The following is a 13,866-nucleotide window of genomic DNA, read 5'->3' as shown; positions in this document are numbered from 1 at the left end:
CGATGGAGAAGAGATTTGCGCGGATGACGCCCGAGGGCGTGCGTATGATGCCGGTCCCCTACAACGGGTGGCTGGACGGAAGAGCCTGTTCGAACCTGCACCGGGTGTTCGACCGGGATACGGAGGCGGCGCGGAGGTGCGGCTGGATGGAGCTGGTGACCGAACCCGTGGAGTTCCGTCCGGGGTACTATTACCGGCCGCAGTACCGGGTCGAGCAGGGGAGGATCGTGGAGAGTTTCACGGAACACGAGATCGTTTACGATCCGCAAAATCCGGTGTGATGGAACTCGTGCAGAGACGGCTGCTGGCTGCGCCGGGCGGAGAGGCGGTGCAGCTGCTGGAGTGGCTCCGGCCGGACGGATGCTATTTCGATACGGGGTATCTGCCCACGCCCCGGACGAGGGTGGAGTTCGTTTTCCAGCTTCTGCCGAACAGCGATGCTTCCCTGCGGAGCCTGTTCCTGTTCGGATCGAGGGATTCGGCTTCGTCGGCGGATCAGTTCGTGATGTACTGCTACGTGCCCACGGGAAGCGGGGCGGGCGGCCAGATCACGGGAAAGGTGGGCGGCTGGGCTTTCAACAACGAATCGGTGAGCTTCTCCTCCGGACGGGAGACGGTGGTGATGGGCGACGGGACGTTCGATTTCTGCGGACAGTATTCGGCCGTGATCGGGACGCAGAGTTTTACGGCGAAGTGGCCGATTTACCTCTTCACGGTCAACCAGGGCGGAGCGCCGCACAGCTATTACAGCCGGATCATCCGTTTCTACCGCTGCCGGATCACCGAGGCGGGAGTGCCGGTCATGGAGCTGGTGCCCGCCCTGCGGGAGGGGGTGCCGATGCTCTACGACCTGGTGGGAAAAAGCTATATCGCCCGGAGCGGCGGGGGAAGCCTTTCGTATGCGTAGGCGCGGAAATCGCCGGAGGTGAAAGAATTTTAAGAAGATAGAATCGTGAGGATATATTATTCGGATACGTACGTCGATGTGGACGTGAACGACAACAGTTACCGCTACCGGGCGGTGATGGGGGACCATACGCTGACGCTGTACTTTTCGCTGACGGAGTATGCGGAGATTCCCGTGGGAGCCAGGTGCGAGTTCCAGGGGGAGACCTACACGCTCGAAAAGCCGGTGAGCGTGAAGCGGAACGGGGCCCGCAATCTGGAGTACACGGCGGTGTTCGAGGCCAGCCAGGCCCGTCTGAAACGCTTCAAGGTGCACAATACGGTGCCGGGAGACAGCCGGCTCAAGTTTTCCTACACGGCCCGGCCGAAGGAGCACCTGAAGCTGATCGTGGACAACATGAACCTGCGGGATGCGGGATGGACGGCGGGCGAGTGCGTGGATGCGGCGGAGAAGCCGGTGGCCTACAACCACACCTATTGTTACGATGCGTTGCAGACGCTGGCCCAGACCTTCTCTACGGAGTGGTCGGTGGAGGGAAAGACGATCAGCCTGCGGAAAGCGGGCGGAGAGGGGACGCCGCTGGAGCTCTCCTACGGCCGGGACAACGGATTCCGGCCGGGCGTGGGCCGCTCGAACGTGGGCGACACGAAGGCCGTGGAGGTGCTCTACGTGCAGGGCGGCGACAAGAACATGCTGCCCGGGAAGTACGGAAACAAGGAGCTGCTGCTGCCTGCCGGACAGACGATCCGCTACGACGGGGTGCATTTCGAGGACGAGGAAGGGTTCGATGCCCGGTCGGCCCGCAGCTACGTGGCGGACGGGGAGGGGCTCTCCCTGCGGCGGGCCGACCGTCCGCTGCAGAGCGGAACGGAGGAGAGCCTCGACCTGTCGAATATCTATCCCCGCTGGCAGGGAAAGGTGAAGATGACCGGGGATGGCAGCCTGTACGAATTCGGGGACGAGAGGCTGGCTTCCGGTCCGGATTTCTCGCAGTGCGTGATCGCGGGCGAGACGATGACCGTGATCTTCCAGTCGGGTATGCTGGCCGGGCGGGAGTTCGAGGCGGATTTCGATCCGGAGCGGAAACTCTTCCGGATCGTTCCGCAGATGCAGGACGGCGTGGAGATGCCGGGCGGGGCCTATGTGTTCGGCGAGGGGGACGGCTATTCGGTGTTCCATGTGGAGATGCCCTACGAGTATATCCGCAACGACCGTGACCGCTCGGGCGCCTCGTGGGAGATGATGCGCGAGGCCGTGAAGTATCTCTGGGAGAACGAACAGCCGCGTTTCAGTTTCACCGGGGAGCTGGACGGCATCTGGGCCAAACGCAGGTGGCTGAACATATCGGACCGGCTGCGGCTCGGCGGTCCGGTGCTTTTCAGGGACGGGGACCTGGCTCCGGAGGGGACGCTGATGCGCATTACGGGTATCCGTGAGATGGTGAACGATCCCTACGGCCCGACGATCGAACTGTCGAACACCACGGCGCCCGGTTCGGTGGCCGCCTCGCTGAGCCGCATCGAACAGGAGGAGGTGGTGGCCGAGGACCGTCACCGGGAGGCGGTGAACTTCACCCGGCGGCGCTTCCGGGATTCGCAGGAGGCGATCTCCATGCTGGAGAAGTCGCTGCTCGACTTCGGGAAGTCGATCGACCCGATCACGGTGCGCACGATGATGATCTCGCTGGGCGATCCGGGCCTTCAGTTCGAATTCGTGCCGCAGACCGAGGGGGCGGAGTTCCGCACGGAGGAGGGCCGGCTGATCGCTCCGGCGGGGACGGTGACGCACCTGACGCTGACGCGCGGCGCGGCGGACGGAGGGGAGCAGACCCCGCCGCAGGCGCTGGAGTGGACCCTGGAGGGGCGGACCTTCACGGGACAGGATGCCGGAACGCGCTATTACCTTTATGTGAAAGGCTCGACCGAGGGCGGCAGTGCGGAGTACCTGCTCAGCGAGGAGGCCGTGGGACTGAAGAGTACGGAGGGCTACTATCACCTGCTGGTGGGGATGCTCGGCACGGAGGACGAACAGGGCCGCACCTTTACGCCGCTGTACGGCTTCACGGAGGTGTCGCCCTCGCAGATCGTCACCCCGCGCATCACCAGCCGGGACGGGAACGCCTATTTCGACCTTACGACGGGGCAGATCGCCGGCCGGATCGAATTCATCGACGCCAAGGGGCAGACGCGCACGCTGATCGAGGGCGGCAAGCTGGCGACCGACGCGATCGACACGCAGAGGCTGGTGGTGGAACAGGTCTCCACCGTGCCCAACGAGAGCAACAACTGGCACATCGAGATTGATTCGCAGAACAACTCCGTGGCGATGCTGGACGAGACCGATACGCCGAGGCTGATGATTCACGGGAAGAACTACACGGGCGTGGAGGATATTTCGGGCGTGCAGTCGGTCGATCCGGCGCCGCTGTCCGGCACGTCGTTCTCGATGTCGCGGCTGGCGAGCGAATCGGGCGTGTACATCAAGGACGACAGCGACAGCTGGATTCTGGGCAATTTCCTGGTGCCGGATACGGGGCAGTACATGATGAAGGTTCCGCCGCTGCGTGTCGGGGTGCACGGAGCCGTGACGGGCGTGGTGGAGTATTTCGATATCGTCACGGACATGCGCATAGAGCTCTACAAGGGCGGGACCTACTATCAGGAGCTCTATACCGATTCGTTCTTCATGACCAACGGCCGGGTGCCCGGTTACGACACGGAGATCTCCCCGCTGGTGGCCTACGAGCTGGAGGCGGGAGCCTATTCGGTCCAGGTGACTTTCAGGGGGCATCTGTTCTACACGGGGCATCCGGCCCAGCCGGCCGATCCGGGGCCGAGCGTGCGGCTGACGGTGAGTCTCGATCCGGGGACGGCGGGCGATGTGATTCAGGTGGCCGGGCAGTCGCAGGTGACCAAGATATTCGCCAACGGACTGGCGTCGGTGTGGGATTCGGACCGCTACTTCGCGGTGGTGAGCCGTCCGGAGGAGACGGACAGCGACCTGATCCGGGCCAAGGGCAACATGCGTTTTCTCGCGGAGAACAGCCGCTACGGTCTGCGCGTGACCAACGCGGGGCTGCTCCACACCAACGACGGCGAACTGTGGTGCGGCATGATGCCGGGGGTGGTCTATGCGGGGCAGGTGAATGGTTCTTTACCCCAGATTTTGCGCAGTTGGAGAGCGCCGGGAATTGATGGCTGGTGGGTGCAGCGGCATAACGGACAGGAGGGACAGTATCTGGTCACAATGGGCCGTCCGTTCGCTTCGGCCGACGACTATGCCGTGCTGTTCACCACGGAATACGGGTATGCCCGCACCGAGTGGAAAAGCACAGACAGTTTCGTGGTGTGGACGGGCGACGACGAAACGGCCAACGATGCGAACTTCACGTTTCTCGTGCTGGACGTCAGCCACTGGGGTATAGGCGGTTAGTTCTCACCCCGTGCCTGTAACTCCCGGTACTCGGCTCCGGTGATAGGGATGAAAACGATCTCTTCATCGAAGATTTTCCGGCAGAGGTTATAGTCTCCCTTAGCGAGGGCAGCTTCCACGCCTTCACGGGCTTTGCGGATAACGGAGTTGGGAGTGTAGGCGACGGTGTCGATAATGCCAGTGATGATATTCGGATTCTTTTTATTGGCGTAATATTGGTCGTTGGTTTCCGACCAAGGGCCCCAAATACAGCCTTCGGAATCCCTATGTATCCGGTAAACGACGTCCTTTGCATCTTTGAGAAATTGGCCCACTTCCTTTTTGTCTTTGGAAAGGACGAAAAGGTCCCAAAAGAAGAAGCGGCCGTTGACGGTGTCTCGGTGCCAACTCTTTGTCCCGGGAGCTCCGAATTCGAAAGTGTAAGCACCGAAGTCTCTTCCCAGCATCTGCAACGTGTACTTCACGATCCGGTTGAGGGTATCCTTGAGGTTCTGGGGGTCGCGGGCGGAGCGGGACAGCGAAGCCACTCCGTTGATGGCGAGGCGGTTCGGGAAGGTGGTTGCCTCCTCTTTCTTGCAGGAAAGGAGCGAAGCGGAGAGGAGAAGCAGGAGGACGATATGTTTCATGGCAGTCGATCGTTAGGGGTAAAATCGGTGTAATCCAAAAGTACGGGGAATTTTGCTGAAAGGCAAGGTTCGGAATGTTCTGAAAAGGTGTACTTATGGTCTGTTCGGACGGGCGGCCGTGACGGGCCGTCCGTTCGCTTCGGCCGACGACTATGCCGTGCTGTTCACCACGGAATACGGGTATGCCCGTACCGAGTGGAAAAGCACAGACAGCTTCGTGGTGTGGACGGGCGACGACGAGACGGCCAACGATGCAAACTTCACGTTTCTCGTGTTGGACGTCAGCCACTGGGGTATAGGCGGTTAGTTCTCGCCCCGGGCTTGTAACTCCCGGTATTCGGCTCCGGTGATAGGGATGAAAACGATCTCTTCGTCGAAGATTTTCCGGCAGAGGTTGTAGTCTCCCTTAGCGAGGGCAGCTTCCACGCCTTCACGGGCTTTGCGGATAACGGAGTTGGGGGTATAGGCGACGGTGTCGGTATAATAAATGACGTTAGGATTTTTCAGGTTTGCATAGTATTGGTCATTGGTTTCCGACCAAGGGCCTGCAAGGTTTCCTTCCGAATTAATATGTATCCGATAAACGACGTCCTTTGCATTTTTGAGAAACTCTCCCACCTCCTTTTTGTCGAGGGAAAGGACGAAGATGTCCCAGAAGAAGAAACGGCCGTTGACGGTGTCTCTGTGCCAACTCTTTGTCCCGGGAGCTCCGAATTCGAAAGTGTAAGCACCGAAGTCTCTTCCCAGCATTTGTATCGTGTATTTTACGATCCGGTTGAGGGTATCCTTGAGGTTCTGGGGGTCGCGTGCGGAGCGGGACAGCGAAGCCACTCCGTTGATGGCGAGGCGGTTCGGGAAGGTGGTTGCCTCCTCTTTCTTGCAGGAAAGGAGCGAAGCGGAGAGGAGGAACAGGAGGACGATATGTTTCATGGCAGTCGATCGTTTTTTTTGGAAAAAGGGATAGGTCGGTGCAATTCAAAAGTAGGAATAATAATTTAAATTTCAAAGGGATGATTTACGCGAAGATTATGCCGGACGGAGGTTTGTGCTCCACGGCGCTGGGGGAAGAAGAGGCGGCGGGAGCGGGGGCTCTCGGGCTGAAGCCGCTCGCGGCGGCGGACGAAAAGCCGGAAACGACCGGATTGCAGGGGGTGGAGCCCCGGTACGAGGAGACGCCGGACGAGATACGGATACACTGGCGGGTGGTGGAGAATCATCCCGCCCGGGTGAAGGCCGAGATCGCACGGCTCAAGGGCGAACTGGCTGCCGGGGACTACCGGGTGGTGAAGTGTCAGGAGTGCATGATGCTGGGGCTGCCGCTGCCCTATCCGGCGGAGCCCCTGCACGGGGAGCGGGAGGCGCTGCGGGCCGAGATCAACCGGCTGGAGGCGCTGCTTGTCTGACCGGGAGCGGTTTTGTGACGCAGCGGGAGCCGGTCCGGCTCCCGCTGCGCTGTACGGGGGGCGGGACGGGTCCCCGGGCCGGACGGTTCTGCCGTGCCGGCTCTTTTTTTTACGGATTCCGGCTTTTTTGACTAAATTTGTACTTTGCCTTACAGTAAATGCGGGGAGAGAGTATGGATTTCGGATTCGTGAAAGTGGCGGCGGCCGTGCCCGAGGTGAGGGTGGCCGACTGTGTGTTCAATGCGGGGCGGATCGTCTCGCTCATGCTGCGTGCGGCGGAGCGGGGGGCGGCCCTCGTGGCTTTTCCGGAGCTTTCGCTCACGGGGTACACCTGTGGCGACCTGTTCGGACAGCAGACCCTCGCGGAGGAGGCCCGACGGGCCCTGGCGCTCGTGGTGGAGCGCACGCGGGAGTGCGGCGCGGCGGGTGTGGTGGGCATGCCGCTGGCGGTGGGCCATTCGCTCTGCAATGCGGCCGTGGTGTTCGGCGGAGGCCGGGTGCTGGGTGTGGTGCCCAAGAGCTGGGTGCCCGGTTACGGCGAGTTCTACGAGGGACGCTGGTTCGTCTCCGGCCGGGAGATGGCCGAACGGGAGGTGGTCCTCTGCGGACAGCGGGTGCCTTTCGGCACCGATCTGCTGTTCGGGGAGGGCGACCTCCGGTTCGGGGTGGAGGTGTGCGAAGACCTCTGGGTGCCCGTGCCGCCCTCTTCGCACGAAGCGCTGGGAGGGGCCGTCCTCCTGGTCAATATCTCCGCTTCGGACGAGCTGGCCGGCAAGCACGCCTATCTGCGCGGGCTGGTGCGTCAGCAGTCGGCCCGCACCCTGTCCGCCTACCTGTACGTTTCGGCCGGGTGGGGCGAATCGACCACCGATCTGGTCTTCGCCGGGAATGTGCTGGCGGCCGAGAACGGGACGATGCTCTGCGAGTCGGAGCGTTTCTCCCTGCACGAACAGCTTCTGGTGACGGAGGTCGATGCCGGACGGCTCTTGGAGCTGCGGCGGAGGACCAATACGTTCGGCGGTGCGGAGCGGACGTTCCGCGAGGTGGAGGTGGCGCTGCGCAGGCCGGATTACACCGGGGCGGAGGGAGAGGATTTCGGCCGGAGGGTCGATCCCCTGCCGTTCGTGCCCTCGGGTCCGGAACGGGAGGAGCGCTGCACGGAGGTCTTCTCGATTCAGGTGCTGGGGCTGGCCCGCCGGCTGGTCCACACGAAGGCCCGGAGCGCCGTGGTGGGGATTTCGGGCGGGCTCGATTCGACGCTGGCCCTGCTGGTGACGGTGGCCGCCTTCGACCGGCTGGGGTGGGACCGCAAGGGCGTGGTGGGCGTCACGATGCCCGGGTTCGGGACTACCGGACGGACCTACCGCAACGCCCTGGGGCTGATGGAGGCGCTCGGGGTGACGGTGCGGGAGATTCCGATCGGGGAGGCCTGCACGCTCCATTTCCGGGATATCGGGCTCGACCCCTCGGACCGGGGAGTGACCTACGAGAATGCGCAGGCCCGGGAGCGGACGCAGATACTGATGGACGTGGCCAATCTGACGGGCGGGCTGGTGGTCGGCACGGGCGACCTGTCGGAGCTGGCGCTGGGGTGGGCCACCTACAACGGCGACCAGATGTCGATGTACGGGGTCAACGCCGGGGTGCCCAAGACGCTGGTGCGTCATCTGGTGGAGTGGGCGGCCGGACGGGAGGACGAACGGGTGCGGGCGCTGCTGCTCGACGTCGTCGATACGCCCGTGTCGCCGGAGCTGATTCCGCCGTCGGACGACGGCACCGTCGTCCAGCGCACGGAGGAGCTCGTGGGACCCTACGAGCTGCACGACTTTTTCCTGTATCACTTCCTGCGGTTCGGGTTCCGGCCGGCCAAGATATTCTTTCTGGCCCGGAAGGCTTTCGCGGGGCGTTACGACGCGGAGACGATCCGGGGATGGATGCGCACCTTTTTCCGGCGCTTCTTCGCCCAGCAGTTCAAGCGTTCGGCCATGCCCGACGGACCGAAGGTGGGTTCGGTGGGGCTCTCCCCGAGGGGAGACTGGCGCATGCCGAGCGACGCCTCGGCCGAGGCGTGGATACGCGAGACGGATACGATGTGAAAACAACCATAAAAAACTCAAAAAAACGCAAAAAACGATGAAAAGAACACTGATCCTGCTGTGTGCGCTGGCGGTTACGGCCGTATCGGCGCAGGAGAAGAAGGGTAAGGTTTACAAATTCGAGGACGTGAAGACGGTGGGCGTGACCTCCGTGAAGGACCAGAGCCGCAGCGGCACCTGCTGGAGCTTCTCGGGGCTGGCTTTCCTGGAGAGCGAGCTGCTCCGCGCCGGGAAGGACACGGTGGACCTGTCGGAGATGTGGGTGGTGCGCCACACCTATCTCGACAAGGCGGTCAAGTACGTGAGGATGCACGGTAAGGCCAATTTCGGGGGCGGGGGCGCCACGCACGACGTGATGAACGTGATCCGCGAACACGGCATCGTGCCCGAGGAGGTGTACACCGGGCTGCAGTACGGCACCGCCAAGCACCAGCACAAGGAGCTGGACGCCGTGCTGGAGGCCTATATGTCGGCGGTGCTCCGGAGCCACAACGACCCGATGACCTCCACCTGGCAGAAAGGTTTCAATGCCTTGCTGGACACCTATCTGGGACCCGTGCCCGAGAAGTTCACCTACAAGGGAGTGGAGTACACGCCCGAGAGTTTCGCCGCCTCGCTGGGGCTGAACATGGACGACTACGTCTCCTTCACCTCCTTCACGCACCATCCCTTCTACACGCAGTTCGCCGTCGAGGTGCCCGACAACTGGGCGTGGGGCATGTCCTACAATGTGCCGCTGGAGGAGTTCGAGGCGCTTTTCGATGCGGCCATCGACAACGGTTATTCGATCTTCTGGGCGGCTGACGTGAGCGAACCGGGGTTCAAGTGGAACCAGGGCTTCGCCGTGGTGCCCGATGCGACGGTGGAGAGTCTCGAAGGAACGGAACAGGCCCGCTGGGTGAAGATGACCCCGGCACAGCGCGAGGCCGCGGTGCTCAATTTCGACCATATCCGCAAGGAGAAGAAGATCACCCAGCAGATGCGTCAGGAGGCTTACGACAGCTGGGAGACCACGGACGACCACGGGATGCAGATCGTCGGTACGGCGGTCGATACGCTCGGTAATAAATATTACAAGGTGAAGAATTCCTGGGGCACCACGCAGCTCTATGGGGGGTATTTCTACGCTTCGGCTCCCTATGTGGCCTACAAGACGATGAATCTGGTGGTCAACAAGAATGCGGTGCCGAAGGAGCTGCGCCGCAAGCTCGGAATCAAATAGAGGGGATGCCCTTTCGGGGAACGTATGAAAAAACCGGCACGAAGCCGGTTTTTTTGTGCGGAGGGGGGTGGCGTTTCCCTGCGGCGGGCGGGCTTCCGGGGGCCGGTTGCGGTTTTCCGGGCGGGCCCGTTCCGGAGCCGCCTACAATTCGATCGTTTCGGGCAGCGGTTCGTCGGGGGTGAAGCCCCATTCGTCCTCCACGAAGGCGTCGCCGGCGATCTGGTCGGCCCGCTGTTTCATGAAGAGGCCCCGGGCGGTGACGGCCACGGTGCCGTCCGGAAGGACGATTTCGCCCGATCCTTCGAACAGGCGGCCCCGGTCGCGGTCGATGCGGCCGACGACTTTGATCTCCTCTCCGTAGGGGACGGGACGGCGGTATTTCAGCGTGAGCTCCATCGTGACGCCCCAGACGGTTTCGGCCGACCCGACGGAGATGGCCCGGCCGATGGTTTCGTCCAGCAGGGCCGAGGCGATGCCCCCGTGCAGGTGGTGGGGATAGCTCTGGTGGCGTTCGTCGGGGGTGCAGAGGGCCACCAGTTCGCCGCTTGCGGTCTCGTAGAACCGGGCGCGGAGCCCGAAGGGGTTGTCCAGCCCGCAGACGAAACAGCGGCGGGCGTTGTACTGGCGCCGGGTGACGCGGAGCGTGCGGCGCGGGGCGGGTTCGTTTTTCATACTGTCGTGACGTTTTCCTCCTCCAAAGATACGGAATTTGCATGAACCGGCGAAACGTTCCGAGCGGACGGTAGGGGGCGTAACGGAAGGGAAGGTCGATGAGCCGGGGAGGAGAGGGCGGTCGCACTGCGTCCGACCGCATGCTCCGGATACCGCCGGCCGCGTCAACGGATTTCGTCGGCCGTCATGTCGGCCAGTTCCGCCTCTTCGGGGTGGCGTTTGAGGTAGGCGGCCACGTAGGGGCAGCTGGGGATGACCTTCAGCCGGTGGGTGCGGGCATACTCCAGGGCCGCCCTGACGAGTGCTGCGCCTGCGCCCCGGCCCTGCATCGGGCCCGGAACGATGGTGTGGATCAGATCGAGCCCCCCGTCGTAGGGGAGGTATTCCAGAAAGGCGGTCAGGCCGTTCTCTTCGGTTTCGAAGCGGTTGCGCCCGGGGCGGTGTGTCACTTTATATTCCATGTCGGTTTCGTTTTGCGGTTTCGGATACTCCGTCCATACAGGTATAAAAACCGTACCAAAGCGACGGGACCGGAGCTACTTTTTCAGGTACCAGTCGTAGAGGGTCTCGATGCCCCGGTCGAGCTCCATGCGGTGCGTCCATCCCAGGGCGTGCAGCTTCGAGGGGTCGGTCAGCTTGCGCATCGTGCCGTCGGGTTTCGAGGGATCGAACACGATGTCGCCGCCGAACCCCACCTTGCGGGCGATCGTCTCGGCCAGCGTGCGGATGCTCACCTCCTTGCCGGTGCCGATGTTGATGTGGCAGTTGCGGGGCTCCTTCATGCCGCGCGAGAGGTCGGCCCAGCCCACGTGCTCCATGATCCAGACGCAGGCGTCGGCCATGTCCTCGCTCCAGAGGAATTCGCGCAGCGGGGTGCCCGTTCCCCAGATCTCCACCTCCACCCGTCCCGTGGAGGGGTTGCGGCGGATGCCGTAGCGCTCCATTTCGGCCAGGACGGCCTGCAGGTCGCCGCCGTCCGTCCTGCCGACCGGCATCCGGTCGAAATCGGCCCGCAGGGCGGCTTCGTCGCCCCTCTCCAGCGCATGTCCCAGGTGCATCTTGCGGATCAGGGCCGGCAGGACGTGCGAACGCTCCAGATCGAAATTGTCGTTCGGTCCGTAGAGGTTGGTGGGCATCACGGCGATGAAGTCGGTGCCGTACTGCATGTTGTAGGCTTCGCACATCTTCATGCCCGCGATCTTGCTGACGGCGTAGGGCTCGTTGGTGTACTCCAGCGGCGAGGTGAGCAGGCAATCCTCCGGCATGGGCTGCGGCGCTTCGCGCGGATAGATGCAGGTGCTGCCCAGAAAGAGCAGTTTCTTCGCGCCGTTGAGCCACGCGTGGTGGATGATGTTGGCCGCCAGCACGATGTTTTCGTAGATGAACTGCCCCCGGTAGATGCTGTTGGCCATGATGCCGCCCACCCTGGCGGCGGCCACGAAGACGTAGTCGGGCCGCTCCTCGGCGAAGAAGCGGGCCACGGCCGCCTGGTCCGTGAGGTCGAGTTCGGCGTGGGTGCGGGTCACGATGTTCGTGTAACCCTTTTCGCGCAGGTTCTTTTCGATGGCCGAACCCACCAGTCCCCGGTGGCCGGCCACGTATATCTTGCCTTGTCTGTCCATAGGTGTCATTCGAAATATTCCAGGGTCTTGTAGCCGCCGGCACGAAGGTAGCTGTCGCGCTTGAAGAGGCGGATGTCGCTGCGCATCATGTCGGCCACCAGCGCGGGCAGGTCGTATTCAGGCTTCCAGCCCAGCACGGTGCGGGCCTTGGTCGAGTCGCCGATGAGCAGCTCCACCTCCGTCGGGCGGAAATACTGGGGATCGACGGCGATCACCACGTTCCGTTCCGGCGAGGCGATCCGCTCCCGGATGCCCGGCAGGAACTCCTCGCCGACCCGTTCGGCGAAACGGGCTTCGTCCACGGCCACCATGCGGCCCTTCTCTCCGGTGCCTTCGCCGCTGAATTCGAGCGTGATGCCCGCCTCGGCATAGGCCATTTCGGCGAAACGGCGGATGGTGGTGGTGACGCCCGTGGCGATCACGTAGTCGTCGGGCCTCTCCTGCTGGAGGATCATCCACATGGCCCGCACGTAGTCTTTGGCGTGGCCCCAGTCGCGCTGCGAGGAGAGGTTGCCCAGGTAGCACACCTCCTGCATGCCCATGGCGATGCGCGAGGCGGCCCGGGTGATCTTGCGCGTGACGAAGGTCTCGCCCCGCAGCGGGCTCTCGTGGTTGAAGAGGATGCCGTTGGAGGCGTGCATGCCGTAGCCCTCGCGGTAGTTGACTGTGATCCAGTAGGCGTAGAGCTTGGCCGCCGCATAGGGGCTGCGGGGGTAGAACGGGGTCCGTTCGCTCTGGGGAATCTCCTGCACCTGTCCAAAGAGCTCCGAGGTGGAGGCCTGATAGATGCGGCACTTCTCCGTGAGACCCAGCAGGCGCACGGCTTCCAGTATGCGCAGCATGCCGACGCCGTCGGCGTTGGCCGTGTATTCGGGCGTGTCGAACGACACCTTCACGTGGCTCATGGCCGCCAGGTTGTAGATTTCGTCGGGCTGCACCTCCTGGATGATCCGCGTCAGGTTCATCGAGTCGGTCAGATCCCCGTAATGGAGGATGAAGTTGCGGTTCTCGATGTGGGGGTCCTGGTAGAGGTGGTCGATGCGGTCGGTATTGAAAAGCGAACTGCGCCGTTTGATGCCGTGGACGACATATCCCTTCTTGAGCAGGAACTCGGTCAGGTAGGCTCCGTCCTGGCCCGTTACGCCGGTGATGAGTGCTGTTTTCTGCATGGGTGGGTCTTTTATCTTACGAAAGATACCGAATATTTTTCAATTACCGCCCAAAGGTACGGTTTTAATCCGACTTATTTGCAATCCGGACCCGCTTTTCGGGTCCGGGCGGTGCGGGATGCGGCGCGAACGGCCCTCCCTTGCCGGCCGGGCCGCGGGTCACCGCTCTTCGAGCTCCATTCTCATCCGGATCATGTGGCGGCATTCGATGCCGTTCTCCACGATCGGCCGGGGGTAGTGGCGCCGGAAGTAGTCGGTGTCCACCGAGACGATCGAAAAGCCGCATTTCTGGTAGAGGGCCAGCTGGCCGATACCGGAATTGCCCGTGCCCACTTCGAGGATGCGGCAGCCCGCTTCCCGGGCACACCGTACGGCGTCGGCGATCAGCTGCCGGCCGATGCCCCGGCCCTGAAGACCGGGCGTCACGGCCAGGGCGGCCAGTTCCATCGTGAAGGGGCGGGTGCGCAGCAGGACGCTCACCCCGACCGTCCGTTCCCCGAACCGGGCGATGCGGCAGACGCCGCGCGCGAGACATTCGCCGACCGATTCGGGCGATTCGTCGGCCAGGTGCAGCAACTCTTCCGGGGCGGGTTCGTCCGGCGGAAGCGTTCGGATCGTGACGGAGAGGTTCTCTTTTCTCATGGCGTGTTACGGTTGGATATACTGCTGCGAAAATAGCGATTTATTTCTTCCGTTCCGCCCGCCGGAAAGACAGAT

General features: G+C 62.9%; 14 protein-coding genes. 7 read left to right on the top strand and 7 right to left on the bottom strand.

Features of this window, described 5'->3' with window-relative positions:
* Window positions 1-2: 2 nt before the first annotated feature.
* Genes INF32_RS05825 through INF32_RS05815 form a run of 3 tightly spaced genes read left to right on the top strand, consistent with a single transcriptional unit; the run spans window position 3 to window position 4,339 of the window.
* Window positions 3-281 carry a hypothetical protein gene (locus INF32_RS05825; protein WP_226387422.1) on the top strand — a complete coding sequence of 93 codons (279 nt, stop codon included), beginning with the start codon at window positions 3-5 and terminating at the stop codon, window positions 279-281.
* Window positions 281-907 (top strand): hypothetical protein, encoded by a 627-nt coding sequence (locus INF32_RS05820; protein WP_226387421.1) that lies wholly within the window; start codon window positions 281-283, stop codon window positions 905-907. Before INF32_RS05825 ends, INF32_RS05820 begins: the two co-directional genes overlap by 1 nt.
* A gap of 45 nt (window positions 908-952) precedes the next feature.
* Window positions 953-4,339, top strand: a complete 3,387-nt coding sequence (locus tag INF32_RS05815; protein ID WP_226387420.1) for a hypothetical protein — start codon at window positions 953-955, stop codon at window positions 4,337-4,339.
* Here the strand turns inward: INF32_RS05815 and INF32_RS05810 are convergent.
* Window positions 4,336-4,965, bottom strand: coding sequence for a hypothetical protein (locus tag INF32_RS05810; RefSeq protein ID WP_226387419.1), 630 nt, complete (start codon window positions 4,963-4,965; stop codon window positions 4,336-4,338). The genes INF32_RS05815 and INF32_RS05810 overlap by 4 nt on opposite strands.
* A 52-nt stretch (window positions 4,966-5,017) precedes the next feature.
* On the opposite strand from INF32_RS05810, the gene INF32_RS05805 reads away from it, so the two are divergent.
* Entirely contained in the window at window positions 5,018-5,272 is a 255-nt protein-coding gene (locus INF32_RS05805; protein ID WP_226387418.1) for a hypothetical protein, read from the top strand.
* On the opposite strand, the gene INF32_RS05800 is transcribed toward INF32_RS05805, so the two are convergent.
* Window positions 5,269-5,895, bottom strand: a complete 627-nt coding sequence (locus tag INF32_RS05800) for a hypothetical protein (protein ID WP_226387417.1) — start codon at window positions 5,893-5,895, stop codon at window positions 5,269-5,271. The two genes, INF32_RS05805 and INF32_RS05800, sit on opposite strands and share 4 nt — an antisense overlap.
* Window positions 5,896-5,975: 80 nt before the next feature.
* Here INF32_RS05800 and INF32_RS05795 point away from each other — a divergent pair, with 80 nt between their 5' ends.
* The 3 genes from INF32_RS05795 to INF32_RS05785 all read left to right on the top strand — a co-directional run bounded on the left by INF32_RS05795 (window position 5,976) and on the right by INF32_RS05785 (window position 9,686).
* On the top strand, window positions 5,976-6,368 hold the full coding sequence (locus INF32_RS05795; protein WP_226387416.1) for a hypothetical protein: 393 nt from the start codon (window positions 5,976-5,978) through the stop codon (window positions 6,366-6,368).
* Window positions 6,369-6,541: 173 nt separating this feature from the next.
* Window positions 6,542-8,464, top strand: coding sequence for an NAD(+) synthase (locus tag INF32_RS05790; RefSeq protein ID WP_226387415.1), 1,923 nt, complete (start codon window positions 6,542-6,544; stop codon window positions 8,462-8,464).
* 37 nt (window positions 8,465-8,501) lie between these two features.
* A complete protein-coding gene (locus INF32_RS05785) occupies window positions 8,502-9,686 on the top strand; it encodes a C1 family peptidase (protein ID WP_226387414.1) in 1,185 nt (394 codons plus the stop codon).
* Window positions 9,687-9,827: 141 nt separating this feature from the next.
* On the opposite strand, the gene INF32_RS05780 is transcribed toward INF32_RS05785, so the two are convergent.
* The 5 genes from INF32_RS05780 to INF32_RS05760 form a co-directional block, all read right to left on the bottom strand.
* Window positions 9,828-10,358, bottom strand: a complete 531-nt coding sequence (locus INF32_RS05780; RefSeq protein WP_226387413.1) for a PaaI family thioesterase — start codon at window positions 10,356-10,358, stop codon at window positions 9,828-9,830.
* Window positions 10,359-10,522: 164 nt separating this feature from the next.
* Complete coding sequence (locus INF32_RS05775; protein WP_394368330.1) at window positions 10,523-10,864, bottom strand: GNAT family N-acetyltransferase; 342 nt, start codon at window positions 10,862-10,864, stop codon at window positions 10,523-10,525.
* Between the two features lie 30 nt (window positions 10,865-10,894).
* A complete protein-coding gene (locus INF32_RS05770) occupies window positions 10,895-11,980 on the bottom strand; it encodes a GDP-L-fucose synthase family protein (RefSeq protein ID WP_226387411.1) in 1,086 nt (361 codons plus the stop codon).
* Between the two features lie 5 nt (window positions 11,981-11,985).
* Window positions 11,986-13,149: a GDP-mannose 4,6-dehydratase gene (gene gmd, locus INF32_RS05765; protein WP_226387410.1), complete on the bottom strand. Its 1,164-nt coding sequence runs from the start codon at window positions 13,147-13,149 to the stop codon at window positions 11,986-11,988.
* A 159-nt stretch (window positions 13,150-13,308) separates the two neighbouring features.
* Window positions 13,309-13,791: a GNAT family N-acetyltransferase gene (locus INF32_RS05760; RefSeq protein ID WP_226387409.1), complete on the bottom strand. Its 483-nt coding sequence runs from the start codon at window positions 13,789-13,791 to the stop codon at window positions 13,309-13,311.
* Between the last annotated feature and the right edge of the window lie 75 nt (window positions 13,792-13,866).

Source organism: Gallalistipes aquisgranensis (assembly GCF_014982715.1).
In the GTDB taxonomy this organism is placed as follows: Bacteria; Bacteroidota; Bacteroidia; order Bacteroidales; family Rikenellaceae; genus Gallalistipes; species Gallalistipes aquisgranensis.
The sequence above is the reverse complement of the archived record's forward strand: the minus strand, read 5'-3'. Positions and strand labels throughout refer to the sequence as shown.